Raw genomic sequence first — 15,659 nt, forward strand, 5'->3', positions numbered from 1 at the left:
GCTATGCGCTCCAAAATTTCAACACCCTAAGCGAACGGCTTGCTGTACAGGGCCTTCGTTTGCATCAATACGGAATTACTTGGTCACCCAAGACTCGACAGTGTCCGAACCAAACTTCGTCTTCCACTCTTTCAAAGTCTTGTGGTTGCCGCCTTTGGTCTCGACGATTTCGCCATTGTGCGGGTTCTTGTAGATCTTCACCTGCCGCGGCTTACGGGTGCCCGCTTTAGACTCAGAAGCAGGAGCGCGACGCCCGGCCTGTGGATCAAGCAGATTGATGACATCCTTCAGGCTAAAGCCATACTCGCCAAGCAAAGTGCGCAGCTTGTCCTCAAACTCCATTTCTTTTTTGAGGCCGGAATCATGCTTCATGGACTCAAGCTCAGCCAGCTGGGCGGCCAATTGTTGTTCAAGTTTGCGGAACTCAGCGAGACGAGACATATGCAGTTTCCTTAGTGTTTTGATAGTGCGGAATGCAGATAAACATAATATACCGTTTTATAGACCTAAATCTCTAGCCAGTTGATCTTGGAGAATCTCTTCTGTTGAATGTCCGCCGCTCATCAGATACTGCTGCAACTGGCAACGTATGTGGTGTTTGAGTCGAGACCTTATTTCAAGGTAACCAGGAAGATCAGCGCCGTGTTCTAAACGAATCCCCCGACGGTGAAGCACATCACGCAAGATCTGGACGCCTGACTGGCCGATGTCCGATGCATGCAGCCGCTGAACGGGGTCATATCCAGGAGATCGTTTGAAACTGTCCACTGCCCGCAGGAGGAGCGCTTCAAACGTTACGGCATCACAGACTTGCTGAACCGTTAGCCACACTTGTGATTCGAGTTCGCTGTGCATTCACACTCCTTTCCCGTCCACTCGCCCCTTCCAGCTGGATGTTGTCCGACACAGGTATTTTTTTCAAAAAAAAAGGCTAGTTTTTTGAAATCAAACGGGTAAGCAGCGGCTTTCAGCCGCAGAGATAACGATTTTGCTATGCCCTACGGGCCGCCTTCAACCAGCGTTGAATCTGATAGATCGCAGAAAAAGCCAACAGCAACAGCCACAGCAAAAGCGGAAACCAACATCATTTTCCCGAGTCAGATCGCCGAAACAAGGGTCTTCGAGATCGTTGCTTTTTTGTTGTCCTCAAATATAAAAATCCGTCGCGAAAAAATTTTTTCTAGGGGTCATCTGAAAAAATATTTTTTGTTGACACGATTAGAGCAAGTAAGCGAAAGCGGAGCGCCCAAGACGTTCAGCCAGCCGGCAAAGACTCAAATCGAACCATGCCACGTGCCCACAAGTCGCCTTTGCTGGCCGCCCGGTCAATGGATGAAGGTGTAGTAATTAGCCACTTTCCAATCTTCGGCTTGACCAGCGGCTTAGCCATTCGTGCGTGGCATGCGACAAGGAAGGGCTCCATTTTTTCGATGATATGCGGCGCTAGATGCATGACTTCCGTCGACTCATAGCGGGCCTCCGGGTCGTACCTCAGCCCTCGAGGTAATGCGTAGCTCGTATCCCAGAATACCGCGGGCACCTCACAGGCAGGGAAGCTCGATTCAACAGGCAAGTAGTAGGTGCCCAGGTCGATGATGACGCCATTGAGCTCAACCCAATAATGAGAGTGCTCGCCAGTGTCAGATGCATACCCCTGCATCGAGCCCTTACGTTCATGTCGCGATACAACAAAGGCTAAAAACTTCCCACCCACGACAACTGGGTTGTGCCCCATTGCTTGCAGGAGTCTATGAATACCGAAAGACGCGTACATACACCGCTTGTGGTAGTCATCAGGAAACTGGCTTCTCAGGCACCTGTCCACCACACAGAGAATGCGCTCAACAACCGCAACATCAATCAAAACAAGCTCCTTCTTGGAAAACGGTGACTCAGTACGTAAATGGTGACCATTACACGGGATCCGCCAGGCAAATTCTACCGGATGAGTTCTGGTCTGTTCCCCACAAAAGGCCAGGATTCCCTGCGTCCTAACGGTTCGGCTGGGTTCCGATGCGAAGCGAGCATGGCATCTGCGCCTAGGCACTATACGAACAGTGGTCTCGTAGTCACCGCTGCCAGCAGGCCAATGTGACCATCGCGGCATAGCTATTTTTGCTAGCTTGCAATAGCGGGTCGCCAGACAACGAAGATCCCTCAACCCGCCGAGCAACCGCTCGACCAGCAAGCTTGGTCATACCATTGCCGCGTATTGCCCGCGCTGGCAACCCAAAAGCTGGGCTGGGCGTTGGGCTAAGTCCAGCGCCCTCTTACGATCCGGCCATCCTTATCTACCTTCGCATGGCGAGTTCTAACCACTCCGGGTCGCCCCTTTCTGCTGGCGTTTGAACAGCTTGCTTACCCTTTGGCACTAACGGAACATGCCGACGTGCCATCAGCCTCTAACCCGCAGAATTGAGAACGTCACATGGAATACGATGAAGGCCGAGAAATCACTCGACTGATCGCAGAAGAAATGCTCACCGTCGGCAGTAACTTCCCCAATATTTCACCGGAGAAAATCAGCCTCCTGGCAGTGTTACACCTGACTAAAGGCCTGATTCTACAGGGCCCGTACATCCATATCTTCGAAGATTCATGTGCGGCAGTGGCGGAACTGGCCTTGAAAGATTTCGACGATACTGACATCAGGGCGGCGTTCAATCAAAAGCTGAAGCAAATAAAGGACCTCGGTCCCGGGCCAATGGATCGAGAGGTCAGGGTTAAAACGGCCACATACCTCATTGATCTCTACATCATGGACACGAACAGCATCCCGTATAGCCATCCGCTGGCTGTGGCCGCGTTAGTCGGAAGCATCCATTCGACCCTTTACTCGCCAGTTGTCGAACTCGCGCCAACGACTGCGGAACTATCCATTGGCAAAAACAGGATTGATGATAGCTCCTTCCCGATGGTGTACCCGACCTCCAAGACCCTGAGAAACCTCATCTCCCTCAAGTTGACTATCAACCAGATCTATCCCGATTTCTTTGGCGGCCGTATACCCGACCGCATCAACGATAGTGGACCAAGTTATCTTATTGATTCAGGCCCGCAATTCAGCTTTACAGCCGTGACGGGGTTGGCCAACCTCGCTGAATTTGCCTTGGAGTATCCGCAGGCTGCCCGCTTTATGCTGGTACTCCCTGCCAACAAAGCCAAATACAGCCAGCTCCTCAAAAATATTGCCCCCGCAGCGAATGCTGGCCTTCGGTTAGATGCATCGATTTGCTTCAGCTCAAGTGAAGACAGAAGCGCCTCGAACGACCAAGTACTCCTGATTTTCAGCCAACGCATTCATGTGATGCGCAAGCCACATCTCTACATTGATGTATCAAATTCCAATAAATCGCTGGAGCGACTGGATCTCCAGGAACGTGCAATCTTGGCAGGACACATTTTCAACATTCACGAAGCACGTGATATCGACAGCGTGTCCAGGACTATCCCCTCGAAGGTTGCCACCATCTTGAATGCCCAGTTTTCAAGTGGCTACCAGAACGTCAAGACGCTGTGCATTGAGAGAATTGGAGATCCTCGAGGCCCTTTGAAAATATCGTCCCCCAAACTCTTCATTCGTAACCATCAGCTCGAAGGAAGTGCGTTCAACGTAACGGCAAACCCGAAGGATATTCTTAAGCTACTGAGCAACCCCGCTGAACCAGCCTGCATTTACATCATCGGCAACAACGGTGCAGGCAAGACTCAGCTACTGTGTGAGCTTATCCAACACGTCGGTGAATTGGATCGCAGAACGGTTGGGATCTCGACAGGGGTGCATGATCGCTTCCCGCTCGGGCGCACCAAGCAGAACAGCAAATTCGAGTACCGAGGTGCCCGGACAAGCGCGGACTCGATATCGCCGTCGAAGCTGACGAAGAACATCACAGCCTTGGCGGCCCAGGTGCTCGTCGACCAACACATGCTGGAAGCGTTCAAGGAATGTCAGCAGTGCTTGGGATTTGCAACGCGCTTCTACTTCATGCTCCGACCAGAAATGGCGCTCGAAAACCACCCAAACGAGATTCGACTCATGAAGATGTCGGATACCGCCGCAGATAACCAGGTTCCTAGCAAACTCGCGAATTATGAGTTCGGTGTTGTGCGCCCGGCCACTGAAGATCAGCAGGAGCGCATTGTCTCCTACTCGTCCTTGAGCTCGGGTGAACAAAACATCAACCAGCTGCTGCTGAGTATTATCACCACAGCTGAACGAGGCACAGTATTTCTGGTAGACGAGCCGGAGATCAGCCTGCACCTGAAATGGCAGCAAACGCTACCAAGGGTTTTTCATCTACTTTCTCGGCGGTTTGGGTGCTCTTTCGTGGTAGCCACCCACGCGCCCACCCTCATCACCAATGCCAACGATAGAGGCAGCCACAGCTTCATGCTGAATCTGGGAAGGTTGCCGGAGCTGAGCGAAAGTGAACGTTATTCAGTCGAATCGATCATCCTGGGAGGGTTCGGCACTTACACCCCTCATAACCGCGCGGTACACGAAACCTGTGCGCGTATTGTGGCAAAGGCCATGGAATCTAAAGGCACATATCGAGCCCAACACTTTTCTCCGCTGGCAGAGCTCGATGGGTTACTCGAGAAAATGAAGATTCCCAGTGGCGCTTACGCCGCGCCTGGCCAACAAGAAGACATCGATTTGATCAAGAAAGCCTACTCGGCAGTACAGCTGCTTTTGCTTGACGAGGAAGCGGCAGACGACACTGCGAGCGAGGAAGTCGAGGTCAGAAATGACTGAGTATTTTGTTCTGGAAGACGCTGAACTCAAGCCTACGTACGATGATTACAAGGCACAGTGTCACGCGGAAGAGCGCTTTCACAAAGTGGTGATGTTTAACCTGCTGCGGTTTCATGCGCTGGCGCTCAAGCGTTTCAGGGCTAAACAGGCGGGGGGAAAACTCAAGAAGCGAAATCTGTGGGGTGAGTTCTCAAACCCCAAAGGCAAGAAAAAATCTGAGGACGAGGCTGCAACCCAAGATAGCGAGTCAGCGGCGGTGAAGACCAAACGCAAACGGGGTCCTGCAAAGCCTATCGTCAGCGATATAAAAGGCGCGTTCAGAAGATATATCGAGGAAGATCAAAAGAACCGCTGCTGCTATTGCCGGCGATGGTTGAGCAACAGCGGCTACTCGAAGCCGATTGAGCACATCCTGCCTCGCGAACGCTACGAGCAGTACTCGTTTCATTTCTGGAATTTGTCCGTCGCATGCGTGGACTGCAACAGCCTGAAGAGCGATAAGGATTGGGCCAGCCCGACCAAGCACAACCAGGAAGCCTATCCGTCACCGAGCGCATTCACAGAAATGTTCCATCCGAGGTTTCACCGATTCGACGACCATGTGCGCTTCATCCGGGTGCAGACCAATGATCACAGCATCACTCTGTATCGAGGGATCACCCCTCAGGGGCGGAAGCTGTGCGACGACCTGCTAACTACGATTGCGGGTAAGGAAGTGATTGTGAATGCTAACGCAGCCCTCAAAAGTTCGATGGAAACTATTGAGCGATTTGACGCGAAGGAAGGCAGCAAGCTGGAGGCGGCGTTGAAAAGCCTTCATGGCGCCCTGTCTGACCGGACTATCGAGTTGCTGAAACGCTGAAAAGCGTATTTGGCCGGGCGGGAAGTTACAGCTCGTTCGGCATACTACCGGGAACACTCCCAAGCCGTAGCCCGAAGGGCCAAGACTGATCATTTGGGCTTGGTTCCTCTGGAGTAAATCGCTTGAGCCAGCCGGATCCTGCTCAGGCAGAACCTGACAATTCAGATTTCGCGTCGTCATGGGCGTTAAGACCCTTCTGGTAATAGTACTGGCACAGCGCGCCACTACTTACGAACGCCCCAAACGTTGTGCATATAGGCATCACGCCCACGAAGGTACCCGGTGACCGCTCAGGGTTCGGTTTGGCTTCATCTGGCAGGCCCTCATAGATGCGAAAAAATTCCTCCCCGCCGGCAGGAGATACGCCGATCTCGACTCGCCAGCCGCATTCGTTTTCCAGTAACTCATTCAGCGCCTTCAACTCCACCGTGTTCATACCTATCCCCCACCTTCGCGCACCCCGACCGACAGCCCCCGGATCGCACGCATTTCCGATCTTTTAATCAGTATGAGCGTGGAGCGAAACGCTGCACAAGCGACGGCCAGAGCGTAGGTCAGGTATGAAAAAATGAAAAACGTAAATCTGGTTGAGGCCAGAATTTGCTGGGTTTCGTGGGAGCAAGGGGCGGCAGATTTGAGTCTTGCTCTCCGGGAAATTGAGGCTTTAATGTGTAGTTTGTTTTTTGCATTATCGAGTACACAGTGGGTGCTTGTAGAGTGTCTAGAAAATCTGGGACGACTCAATGAGGCACCCGTGAGTTACGAGCCCGCGGTGTATTCAACCCCCAACTACCCTACGCCCCCCTCGGAAACTATCTGGTATAAGCGTAGATTAAACCGAGATCGTTGTTTGCCATCAAACGCAGCAGCCGTGGCCTCCAGCCACGCAGCATTCGATGTTTTTTTTGCGACAAGGTTAGTTTGAAAAGTGCATCTATCAAACGACCAAAACCAAATCAAAAGCGACCAAAGACAGAACTGCTTCTTCCAAGTCACATCAATGTGCCTACTTGTGACAACCCTGGGTAGTTGTATATGTTACCGCTCATGCATTGCCTATGGCGCAGTAGCCTAGTGATATCAAGCGCCATCATTATGGGACGACACCCACCAAACTTTCGCCAGTGAGTAATGACATCGACACCTATGGGAGTTCAGAACATTATCGTCCCTGCATAGAAGTGACAGAGCGTTGACGGGTAGCAAACCCGCCAGCGGCCACATCTCGAGTTTTGTTTTAACTACACACCACCCTCCCACATCTTCTAATGAGCATCGAGTCGTTCATATCAGACCTGAGCCGTTCAAGACCGGAAACAATCACATCATAGAAATTCGGCGCCAGTTACAAGCTGGAGCTCGATTTTTAGTCTTACTGGAGATATATAATGCACGCAGCCGCTTTTACTCCCGAAAACTCAGCCATGCTGTTGATTGATCATCAAACAGGGACAATGGCTTGGACGCATTCGCACGACATTAACCTTGTGAAACAGAATGCCCTGAAACTCGCAAGAATCGCTCAAGCCCTAGGCCTTCCTACGGTACTGACGTCGAGCATGGAAGAAAATGTGCAGGGGCCTCTGATACCCGAACTCGAACAGCTATTGCCTGAGGCGTTTGCTGCCCGCATCAAACGACCAGGAATTGTTAACGCTATGCACCACAAGGGCTTCAACGACGCGGTCAAAGCGACTGGTCGCAAAAAGTTATTCGTGGCGGGGATCACCACTGAAATCTGCGTAACCTTTCCCGTGCTACAAATGCTGGAAGAAGGATATGAAGTGCAAGTATCGGCAGATGCATCGTCTTCTTACACTAAATATGGCAATAAACTCGCACTGCGCCGAATGGAGAACGCAGGCGCTATTATTACAACGGTAGACCAGATCATTTCGGAGTTGGCAATTGACTGGACAAGTCCGAATGGTCAAAAGCTGATGGCAATCTTGGGATACCAATAAAGCCTCCTCCTGTGCACCTGTTCACTCATAAAGCAATGAACGTAAATGCTATTTGATGTCATTCGGCCTTGTTAGCAGGATCGCGCTTATAAAAAAGCTCCCTTGCTTTGTGAACAGGCTCCTGATTATCAATGGCCCATTTGCCCAACAGCATGACTGCTTGCTTGAGAGAAAGCCCAAGTTCGGTGATCCTGTATTCGACGCTAGGCGGCACGGTGTCGTAGGCCGTGCGTGTTATTAGGCCGTCACGCTCAAGCCCGCGTAAGGTAAGCGTTAGAATACGCTGCGATATACCTCCGATCACTCGCTTCAGTTCATTGAAGCGATGGGGTGCATCGGCCAATCGCATAATGATCAAAACACTCCATTTGTCGCCAACGCGCGCCAGAGTTTCTCTGACACGCTGGCACTCGGCTGTATCTTGATGACACTCAACGGTGTCGTGATATGAATTTTCTGCAGTCACATTAATGTTCCCTGGTTACTTTTATGTGCCCTCTTGACGCTGAAGACACAGCTATTAAATATTGCCTTAAGTTACGAAACTATCCTTACAAAGGGCAAGTGTCCATGAGCGAGTTACCCCCAGATTCGACAACAGAAACGCCAATCAACTATGACCGCCTCATGCAAGCAAATCTCTCACGGGTTTTCAATGAGCGCGATCCACAACGGCGCATCGAGGCGATTCGCGAGCTTTATACTGAAGCGCCTGTGCTGTACGAGCCTCACGCGGCGATCAGCGGTCATGCTGGCATCTCCGATGCCGTGAGCAAGCTGCACTCCAGCTTGCCACCGCACTTTCGCTTTAGCTCGATTCGTCCGGCTGACGGTCACCATAACGTCGGACGCTTGAATTGGCGCTCCGGCCCGTCCCATGGCCCTGCCGCGATCACAGGTTTGGATATCGCTCACTTCGAGAAAGGTCGCATCCAATCCCTTTACGTTTTCCTAAACCCTCATGAGTCTTAAGTTGCCCTGGCAAGTCAGCTAACGCATCACTAAACGCCAATCTTTGAAAGGCATTGTGCGTAAGAGGCTCACCTACACAAATCTGTAAGCTCCGGGGCTTGGCCTCTGGATATCTATCGAGGCGCCAGCCGCAATAACAGTTTTGCGCCGCTGCCCTTCTCACTCGTCATCTTCTGAAAGCGCTAGATTGAGATCAACTTCCAGCTGGTCGACTAACGAGTTGATGCGGGCGAGAAGGAGGGAATCCACGCCCCTCAATCGATCCGCACGGTGATGGATGTCCATCGCCAAAAAATGCAGAACCCGAGATACCGCTAGATCCCCTTCGGATGGTTTGGCGCTGCCCCATGTAACCTGTGGGTTGCGAACCATCAGAGGGGTATTCCATTGTCAAGTCGGCCGATCAGCTCAAGGACCGCCCCGGAATCACCACCCATACCGAGTATCTCCAAAGGGGCCTGAGAGTTCAAACCCCGCAACGGCGAACTCAGGAATCTGCTTGCCGCCGGAACGTCGCCTTCAAACAGCTCACAGGATTCCTGCCAAACGGGGACCAACGCGTATAGGCGCTCGCTCTCACGTGAAGAGAAATGCCCTGTTCTCGCCCTCATCGACAACGTGTTGGGAGAGATACCCATGCATTTACCTAGCATTTGTCCATCCATAGACAGCATGTCTGCTAGAAAACTGAATGCACCATAAGGCATCTTGCTGCGAATGGAGTCGTGAAGGTCGCAACCTGGCGACGGCAGATACAATGTGGCCCAAATGTCCGTTTTCATGGATTCAATGGCCTGTCTCCACGCAGATCATTAACGATCGACTGAGGGTGACCAATTGATGTGATCAGCACATCGTACGCGCGCCCATTCCTCCCCTCCTAAAGTGCCGATCTGACCACAAACTTCGCATGTCGATAGCGATCGTTCCTGCGCCAGGTTTACCGCGTCTCGACAAACTGCATCGCCGCCCGAATAGTAAAAGCGCAACCCCCCAAATTTTTCCTTCACCTGTCGCACCTCTATGGGTGGCAGTTCGTGGTGGGTATCCAAATGATTTTTCAGCGTGCGGCATAGCTCGTCTATCAAATCCAGCCAGCCTGGCAAGCACCTAATTTCGCGAAGAGAAGCACTGGAAAAAAACTCCGGGTAACGATCACGCAAGATCGGGAATAGATTTTCAGTCATAGGATTCTTTGCTCATTTTCATACGCCGCCAGTGCCTGAACGGCCGGCCAACCTGCATGCTTTCTCGAGCCTCGGCCGCCCAGGATGAAGATCGTATTTTGGCTTTCGAAGATGCAGCCATCAAAGTCACGCTGATAACCACTAACGACGCTGGCGCCAGCGTGGAATGAGCCCGTACTGTCAAATACGGTCACTTGGGCATACAAGAGGGTTGGCTCAAGACCCTGTGCCTGAATTTTTTGCTCTATAGACGGTGGAACCATCACATCCAACAACATCCAATTTCGGACAACGCAAAAATTATTCTCTTTGAATGTTTCTCTAGCGAGCCTCACCAACTCGTCGTCACCGAGAGTCGAGCCTCCCAGGGTGCGCGCTGGCCCAAAAAGTAGATCACCCAGTAGCTGAGTGTCCGTTACGGTCGTTTTTTTCATTGCCACTCTAACCCGCGCTCCTCCTGTGATTGCCAGGCAGGAGCTGTTTTCACGATGTCCATTGCTAAGGCAGCACGATAGGCCCAATGAGCTTCTTTGGCTGCAAACCCACCATTCCCTGGTCAGTCAGTGATAGATGCGATTCATGTAAATGTTGCCTCCGCCCGGAGCCCAAGTGACCACCACGTACACACTTCCCGTCCGCGTCCGGAACAACGCGTAGCCGTCGACAAAGAGCATCTGTTTTACTCTGGACGTTCGCATGTTGATGCCGTCTCGAAATCGACCGGCAGCATCTCCAAAAATTGTGCCCATCAGAACTGGAGGACTATCAACAGCGGCCAGCAAATAACCGGTCACGGGTACACCGAAATCCTTCTCCATAGCGGTTGCGACAACAGTCGGAATGGTTGGTGGATGCTCAAGCTCACTCATGCCGTAATACGCCTGAAAGATAAGTTCTAGTGTCCGACGTACGTTGTTTTTTCCCTACTCCACTCTTCATTCAGCGCCCCCACACTCATCAAAATCAAAAGGTGCCAAGCCAGTGCACACCCCACGTGCGTTGCTGCTCAGTACGGCCTTCGACCACCCCGCGACTTCCCGCAAACGCACTCACGAAAGACTTAGCACTAGCGCTGGGTCGAAACCCGTTTGTTCATTGGGGTAACCCCTTGGATTTGAGACCACACGGCAACGGCCCAGAGTTACGTCAACCGCACGGTGCGTGTGACCGAAAATCCAAAGATCTGCCTTTTCAACAAGCGCATGCCAACGATTTGTGTACGCAGCACTGAGATGACCGTCGTGCTTGTCTCCCGATACCTCGGGCGTAGGCGCGTGATGCGTTACAACAACCGTGTTGCCTTCAAAGGCTTTATCCAACTCCTGAGCAAGCCAGTCGTGCGTGGCATGGTTTCGGCTAATCAGATCGGAGGGACGCAGCCGACGGAAGTTGTCACCAATGCGGATAAGACGAAAATCGTTCATCCAATCACTTGCGGTTTTCGCCGCAGCAACGACGTTTCCGCTCGCCGAAAAATCAGTCCAGGCCGTCGCGCACAGAAACCGCGTGCGCCCACAAACCCAAGTCTGGTTATCCATTACACGGACGTGTGCACTGGCTACGTCACGCATCTTGCGAAGCGTGTGATCAAGATGACCGCCATAGAATTCATGATTTCCTGGCACGTAAATCACTGGGCACAAGAAATGTTTACCAGCCCAAATCACACCTCTGGATTTACTGTTGATGTCACCCGCGAGAATGACGATGTCCGCACCGGTAGAGGGCGCCTCGAAGGAGGAAAAATCAGTGTGCAAATCCGAATAAATCTGGAGCTTCATGGCAGGCTTAACAACTTCGATTTGGCGTTATATTGATAACCAGCTCATCGACCCCCGACTTCTGGTTCCCCGTGTATCGAAAGAAAAAAGGGGGGGGCAGCGTGGACGGCATGCACCTACAGATCAGTCTCAACCTGGCAAACGTGAATCTGCGACAGCGGTATGGCTCAACATAAATCCCACAACAGGGACTATAGTCCATGGAACGGGATTGATCAATATGGCTTTATCCTCAGCTTTGGGGATTCGTCATGCCGTTGAGAGATCCGTTGGCAGCAGTTATCCACCTCGTCAGGTTAGCCCGCGGCCTCACACGAGAAGACTTTCAAGGTCAGTTGGACGCAAAGCACGTCTTCAAATTGGAAAACTCCAGGTCCAGCGTAACCCTCGACACCTTGGAAATGCTGGCCACTACCCTTGATGTTGATCCGTTGGCGCTCCTGGTCGTCGCCGCCAGCTTTGAAAATCACCAATCACCCGAAGACTTTCTGAAGTACCTCAACAAGGAAACGAAGAAGCTCAAAGACCTTGGTATCGTGGAAGAATTGCCTACGCAGTTTAAAGACGGAGTCCTGATCCCCCGCAAACCAGGCAAGCGCACTTCCAAGGAGAAGGTAGAGGCGGTGCTTCGATGCCGAGCCGAAGGAATGACTCAAAAGGAGGCTTCGGACACTGTCGGTATTCCGACCTCCACGGTTAACAGAATCTGGTGGCGTACTCGGGAGTAATTCGTTGTCTCGCCGCACTGTCGATGTAACACCCTGAGGGTGAATTCCAACAGCCCTTCTTTGGGTGTCGAATACCTCATTCATTTCCACAGCTAAATCCGCTGATCCGCTTGCGCATCAAGCGCACCCGAGGAGTTGGAGATAGCTGCTGGAATTCTTGCGCGTCGTCTAGATCTCGCCGAGAAATCATGAGTCGTACTTGGACCAGCCTAATCGCCCAATCCTGAAATCACGCAAAATGCCCCTGACCTGCGACTTATAAGGCTCGGTGTGAACAGCCCACGTTGACGCAGATCGGCAACTGCGTAAAAGGGGCCTGGAAGCTCGTTCGCGAGTGTTTGAAAGCCGGCAGGATCTTGCTTATGGAGTTCATACAGCTCAAGAAGCTGAGCCTTGTAGTCATAGCTCTGCCACACTTTTCGAATTCGAATGAAATGTCCATGGGTAGCGTTTGCAAATCGATCCTCAGCCAGCTTTTTCTTCGCAGCTGTACCCATCGCGGACAAGGTGTCGCCGCTTGACCCCACAACCCTACGGTCGCCTAAATTGCCCTAACCCAACCTTGGTACCGTGACGGACAATCGAAATCGCCTGCGCCAGCCGCATGCCCTAAGGCAAGCGGTGGTGGCGCGTCTAACCCGGCATGACAGTTTGAGGTTAAGCCACAATGATTGGCGGCAACCTCGTCATGGCAACGATCAATAGGGTTTCTCGTTAACAAGAATTTTCGGAGATTCGCTACGGTTCATCGCATCGATCAAAGAGTTGCATGAACGCTTCGCTCGTTAGCGGAGGCGAGAAAAAATTGCCCTGGCCAACCTCGTACCCCTGGTCCTTGAGAATGTCCCGCTGGATGGCGTATTCGATGCCTTCAGCCACCACCTGCAAGGAAAGCCCCCTACCAATTCCAATGACCGATTCGCTCAAGGCCCGGCAGGACGTATCGCGCTCCAGGTCATCGACAAAACTTTTGTCCAGCTTCAACTCACTAATAGGCAGATGCCGCAAATACCCCAAGCTGGAATAGCCCGTGCCAAAATCATCAATGGCCAGGCGCACGCCCAAGGCATGTAGATCCCGGATCGCTTTTTCGGTGCCCGAGCTATTAGACAGCATCACGCCTTCGGTAACTTCCACGCATAGGTCGCTGGGCTGCAAACCGTAGAGCTGTAGCTGGTTAGCAATCAGCTCTGCAAGGTTGAGGTTGCGAAAGTCGATAGGCGACAAGTTAATTGACAGAGAAGGGATTGCCATTCCTTGTTCACGCCATTTGGCTAGCTGCCCACAGGCCTTCTGCAAAACCCACTGGCTCAGCTCATTGATGAGGCCGCACTCTTCGGCGACGGGGACGAATTGCGTTGGTGAGATGTCGCCTAGAACAGAATGCGTCCAACGTGCCAGTGCTTCTACACCGACCAGCCGCCCGCTATTGAGATCAATCTGCGGTTGATAAAATAATTGAAGGCTATCGCTGACTATCGCGTTGCGTAATGCTGTTTCCAGCATCAACCGGTCTTGAGCGACCCGATTCATCTCTTCAACAAAAAAACTGAAACTACCACTCTTGCGCTTGGCCTGGCACATAGCGATGTCAGCACATTGCAGCAGAGCCTCCATATCGTCACCATCAGCAGGAAACAGGCTGACACCAACGCTCGCAGTGACGACGATAGAGGTGCCCGCGATTGTGACCGGCCAACTCAACATCGTCATCAGCCCCTTGAGATACGTCGTCACCTGCGTGGCATTCATTCGTGGCAGTACCAGCACAAACTCATCACCGGAGAGCCGCCCCACCAGATCAGAATCAGAAAGCGCGCTACGCAGTCGAAGCGCAGTAATTCTGAGTAATTCGTCCCCCGAAGCATGCCCCAGCGCATCATTGATTTGCTTGAAGCGATCCAGATTGATGAACAAGACGGCGAGCTCGGCCTGCTCACGAGCTACTTCGAAGATGCTGCGTTGTGCTTGGGCAAGCAAAAAGCTGCGGTTTGGCAAACCGGTCAACGCATCGTAAAAAGCCATTATTCGAAGGGACTGGCGCGCTTCCTCGCGCTCAAGAGCCAGCATACAAAGATGCATACCCGCGGTGACCAAGTGAATGTGCAGAGGGTCCGGCCCACGGCTTTCGCGGAAATAGAGAGCAAACGTCGCAGCGATTCGACCTGAGCCGTTGCGAACAGGCAATGACCAACAAGCACGCAATCCCGACTGTTGTGCCAGGTGTCGGTAGTCAGCCCAAAGTGGGTCAGTGTTGATGTCCATCACCAAAACCGGCTCGCCTCGGTAGGCTGCCGTTCCACAGGAACCGGCCCCGGGGCCGATTGATAACCCCTCAATGGCTCTGGTGTACTCCGAGGGCAGACCAGGGCTCGCCAGGGGATGCAGAATCCCGTCCTGATCCACACTCAGAACCGAAACAATGACTTCGGGGGCTAGGCGCTCAATCTCATGGCACAACAGGGTCAGAACACCCTCCAGAGATTCCTCTTTGAGCAATGCGCTTATGACTTTGCTTTGTAGCACCTCATGCAGCTTTGATTGGGTAATGTCGGTCAGCACGATCACAATATTTTCGATGTGGCCTTGAGCGTCGAACAAAGGTGTCGACGAGACATGCACCCAAAGCCGTTGACCATTGCGTTTGCTAACAAGCGCGCTGGACTCATAGGGCTCGCCACTGAGCACTCTTTGAAGTGCCGAATCCGTGAGTGACTCTGAGCCACCGTCCTTTACAAAAAACATCAAAGGAGAGCGCCCTAAAACCTCCTCACGAGGGTAGTCCAGCAACCGGACCAACCCATCATTTACATAGATAAGGATTGCATGGGAATCGACGATACAAATCGAAGAACTGGCGGTGTTGATCAGCATCGACAAAAACCGGTGCTCGATGTCTTGCGCACGTGTTTGGGTCACATCCTTCAGCACAGCCGCATACAGCGTTCGACCCTGAATATCAATTTTTGAGACTGACATGACAGCCCACCGCTCTTGGCCATCCTTGCGAACAATCCGCACATCCCGATGGATTTCCCCGACCCTTTTAGCGCCACCCTGCCCATTGTCACCAACGCCATCGACGTAATGCTTGCCCAGGACCTCAGGAACCAGAGCACGGGCATCCGTGCCGATCGCCTCATTACGCAGGCAGCCCAAAAACTGTTCGGCAGCCGCATTGAAAAACACAACGAGATTGCGATCATCCACCACGATCACCGCATCGATAACCTGCTCCAGGGTTTGCACGAAAAAATCTTGCGCGCCTATACCACTCGCCTGCTCGCCTCCTGAGTTCATCGTCGCCACTATTTCCTTGTCACCACCGCTTTTACTTCCTTAAAAGCTAGTGGGACGCCGAAAACCCCTCGTTTCTGGAGGGGCCTATTTCTAAGGAATAAATGATCTG

The 15,659-nt window shown here is 52.3% G+C and carries 17 protein-coding genes; 5 read left to right on the top strand and 12 right to left on the bottom strand.

Annotated features, from left to right (window positions below; translation table 11 throughout):
- Positions 1 to 75: 75 nt before the first annotated feature.
- From JUI81_RS01315 to JUI81_RS01325, 3 genes are all read right to left on the bottom strand, one after another.
- Complete coding sequence (locus JUI81_RS01315) at positions 76 to 441, bottom strand: histone-like nucleoid-structuring protein, MvaT/MvaU family (protein WP_204123485.1); 366 nt, start codon at positions 439 to 441, stop codon at positions 76 to 78.
- 57 nt (positions 442 to 498) lie between these two features.
- A complete protein-coding gene (locus JUI81_RS01320; protein ID WP_204123486.1) occupies positions 499 to 855 on the bottom strand; it encodes a hypothetical protein in 357 nt (118 codons plus the stop codon).
- Positions 856 to 1,255: 400 nt separating this feature from the next.
- Complete coding sequence (locus tag JUI81_RS01325; RefSeq protein WP_204123487.1) at positions 1,256 to 1,864, bottom strand: hypothetical protein; 609 nt, start codon at positions 1,862 to 1,864, stop codon at positions 1,256 to 1,258.
- Between the two features lie 564 nt (positions 1,865 to 2,428).
- Between JUI81_RS01325 and JUI81_RS01330 the strand changes: the two genes are divergently transcribed.
- Positions 2,429 to 4,756, top strand: coding sequence for an AAA family ATPase (locus JUI81_RS01330; protein WP_204123488.1), 2,328 nt, complete (start codon positions 2,429 to 2,431; stop codon positions 4,754 to 4,756).
- On the top strand, positions 4,749 to 5,618 hold the full coding sequence (locus JUI81_RS01335) for an HNH endonuclease (protein ID WP_204123489.1): 870 nt from the start codon (positions 4,749 to 4,751) through the stop codon (positions 5,616 to 5,618). The genes JUI81_RS01330 and JUI81_RS01335 overlap by 8 nt, the downstream gene beginning before the upstream one ends.
- Before the next feature lie 142 nt (positions 5,619 to 5,760).
- On the opposite strand, the gene JUI81_RS01340 is transcribed toward JUI81_RS01335, so the two are convergent.
- Positions 5,761 to 6,054 (bottom strand): hypothetical protein, encoded by a 294-nt coding sequence (locus JUI81_RS01340; protein ID WP_204123490.1) that lies wholly within the window; start codon positions 6,052 to 6,054, stop codon positions 5,761 to 5,763.
- A gap of 952 nt (positions 6,055 to 7,006) precedes the next feature.
- Between JUI81_RS01340 and JUI81_RS01345 the strand changes: the two genes are divergently transcribed.
- On the top strand, positions 7,007 to 7,582 hold the full coding sequence (locus JUI81_RS01345) for an isochorismatase family protein (RefSeq protein ID WP_204123491.1): 576 nt from the start codon (positions 7,007 to 7,009) through the stop codon (positions 7,580 to 7,582).
- Between the two features lie 58 nt (positions 7,583 to 7,640).
- Here JUI81_RS01345 and JUI81_RS01350 read toward each other — a convergent pair whose 3' ends face one another.
- On the bottom strand, positions 7,641 to 8,048 hold the full coding sequence (locus JUI81_RS01350) for a helix-turn-helix domain-containing protein (RefSeq protein ID WP_239077637.1): 408 nt from the start codon (positions 8,046 to 8,048) through the stop codon (positions 7,641 to 7,643).
- 104 nt (positions 8,049 to 8,152) lie between these two features.
- Between JUI81_RS01350 and JUI81_RS01355 the strand changes: the two genes are divergently transcribed.
- Entirely contained in the window at positions 8,153 to 8,554 is a 402-nt protein-coding gene (locus JUI81_RS01355; protein ID WP_204123492.1) for a nuclear transport factor 2 family protein, read from the top strand.
- 159 nt (positions 8,555 to 8,713) lie between these two features.
- Here the strand turns inward: JUI81_RS01355 and JUI81_RS32095 are convergent, their stop codons facing one another.
- The 6 genes from JUI81_RS32095 to JUI81_RS01385 all read right to left on the bottom strand — a co-directional run bounded on the left by JUI81_RS32095 (position 8,714) and on the right by JUI81_RS01385 (position 11,522).
- Positions 8,714 to 8,926 carry a type II toxin-antitoxin system PrlF family antitoxin gene (locus tag JUI81_RS32095; RefSeq protein ID WP_204123493.1) on the bottom strand — a complete coding sequence of 71 codons (213 nt, stop codon included), beginning with the start codon at positions 8,924 to 8,926 and terminating at the stop codon, positions 8,714 to 8,716.
- Positions 8,926 to 9,336 (bottom strand): antitoxin Xre/MbcA/ParS toxin-binding domain-containing protein, encoded by a 411-nt coding sequence (locus JUI81_RS32100; protein WP_204123494.1) that lies wholly within the window; start codon positions 9,334 to 9,336, stop codon positions 8,926 to 8,928. Before JUI81_RS32100 ends, JUI81_RS32095 begins: the two co-directional genes overlap by 1 nt.
- 30 nt (positions 9,337 to 9,366) lie before the next feature.
- Positions 9,367 to 9,741, bottom strand: a complete 375-nt coding sequence (locus tag JUI81_RS01370) for a hypothetical protein (protein ID WP_204123495.1) — start codon at positions 9,739 to 9,741, stop codon at positions 9,367 to 9,369.
- On the bottom strand, positions 9,738 to 10,175 hold the full coding sequence (locus JUI81_RS01375; RefSeq protein ID WP_204123496.1) for a hypothetical protein: 438 nt from the start codon (positions 10,173 to 10,175) through the stop codon (positions 9,738 to 9,740). The genes JUI81_RS01370 and JUI81_RS01375 overlap by 4 nt, the downstream gene beginning before the upstream one ends.
- A 126-nt stretch (positions 10,176 to 10,301) precedes the next feature.
- Positions 10,302 to 10,610 carry a hypothetical protein gene (locus tag JUI81_RS01380; protein ID WP_239077638.1) on the bottom strand — a complete coding sequence of 103 codons (309 nt, stop codon included), beginning with the start codon at positions 10,608 to 10,610 and terminating at the stop codon, positions 10,302 to 10,304.
- Positions 10,611 to 10,790: 180 nt separating this feature from the next.
- Positions 10,791 to 11,522, bottom strand: coding sequence for a metallophosphoesterase (locus JUI81_RS01385; protein ID WP_204123497.1), 732 nt, complete (start codon positions 11,520 to 11,522; stop codon positions 10,791 to 10,793).
- Between the two features lie 251 nt (positions 11,523 to 11,773).
- Between JUI81_RS01385 and JUI81_RS01390 the strand changes: the two genes are divergently transcribed.
- Positions 11,774 to 12,250 (top strand): helix-turn-helix transcriptional regulator, encoded by a 477-nt coding sequence (locus JUI81_RS01390; RefSeq protein WP_204123498.1) that lies wholly within the window; start codon positions 11,774 to 11,776, stop codon positions 12,248 to 12,250.
- Between the two features lie 738 nt (positions 12,251 to 12,988).
- Here the strand turns inward: JUI81_RS01390 and JUI81_RS01395 are convergent.
- Entirely contained in the window at positions 12,989 to 15,550 is a 2,562-nt protein-coding gene (locus JUI81_RS01395) for an EAL domain-containing protein (protein ID WP_204123833.1), read from the bottom strand.
- Positions 15,551 to 15,659 lie beyond the last annotated feature (109 nt).

This window comes from Pseudomonas sp. 008 (assembly GCF_016861935.1).
In the GTDB taxonomy this organism is placed as follows: domain Bacteria; phylum Pseudomonadota; class Gammaproteobacteria; order Pseudomonadales; family Pseudomonadaceae; genus Aquipseudomonas.

Excerpts from the sequence above, each read along its gene's own strand:
- JUI81_RS01315 (WP_204123485.1), bottom strand. The coding sequence starts at position 441 with ATGTCTCGTCTCGCTGAGTTCCGCAAACTTGAACAACAATTGGCCGCC.
- JUI81_RS01320 (WP_204123486.1), bottom strand. The coding sequence starts at position 855 with ATGCACAGCGAACTCGAATCACAAGTGTGGCTAACGGTTCAGCAAGTC.
- JUI81_RS01330 (WP_204123488.1), top strand. The coding sequence starts at position 2,429 with ATGGAATACGATGAAGGCCGAGAAATCACTCGACTGATCGCAGAAGAA.
- JUI81_RS01335 (WP_204123489.1), top strand. The coding sequence starts at position 4,749 with ATGACTGAGTATTTTGTTCTGGAAGACGCTGAACTCAAGCCTACGTAC.
- JUI81_RS01340 (WP_204123490.1), bottom strand. The coding sequence starts at position 6,054 with ATGAACACGGTGGAGTTGAAGGCGCTGAATGAGTTACTGGAAAACGAA.
- JUI81_RS01345 (WP_204123491.1), top strand. The coding sequence starts at position 7,007 with ATGCACGCAGCCGCTTTTACTCCCGAAAACTCAGCCATGCTGTTGATT.
- JUI81_RS01355 (WP_204123492.1), top strand. The coding sequence starts at position 8,153 with ATGAGCGAGTTACCCCCAGATTCGACAACAGAAACGCCAATCAACTAT.
- JUI81_RS32095 (WP_204123493.1), bottom strand. The coding sequence starts at position 8,926 with ATGGTTCGCAACCCACAGGTTACATGGGGCAGCGCCAAACCATCCGAA.
- JUI81_RS32100 (WP_204123494.1), bottom strand. The coding sequence starts at position 9,336 with ATGAAAACGGACATTTGGGCCACATTGTATCTGCCGTCGCCAGGTTGC.
- JUI81_RS01370 (WP_204123495.1), bottom strand. The coding sequence starts at position 9,741 with ATGACTGAAAATCTATTCCCGATCTTGCGTGATCGTTACCCGGAGTTT.
- JUI81_RS01375 (WP_204123496.1), bottom strand. The coding sequence starts at position 10,175 with ATGAAAAAAACGACCGTAACGGACACTCAGCTACTGGGTGATCTACTT.
- JUI81_RS01380 (WP_239077638.1), bottom strand. The coding sequence starts at position 10,610 with ATGAGTGAGCTTGAGCATCCACCAACCATTCCGACTGTTGTCGCAACC.
- JUI81_RS01385 (WP_204123497.1), bottom strand. The coding sequence starts at position 11,522 with ATGAAGCTCCAGATTTATTCGGATTTGCACACTGATTTTTCCTCCTTC.
- JUI81_RS01390 (WP_204123498.1), top strand. The coding sequence starts at position 11,774 with ATGCCGTTGAGAGATCCGTTGGCAGCAGTTATCCACCTCGTCAGGTTA.
- JUI81_RS01395 (WP_204123833.1), bottom strand. The coding sequence starts at position 15,550 with ATGAACTCAGGAGGCGAGCAGGCGAGTGGTATAGGCGCGCAAGATTTT.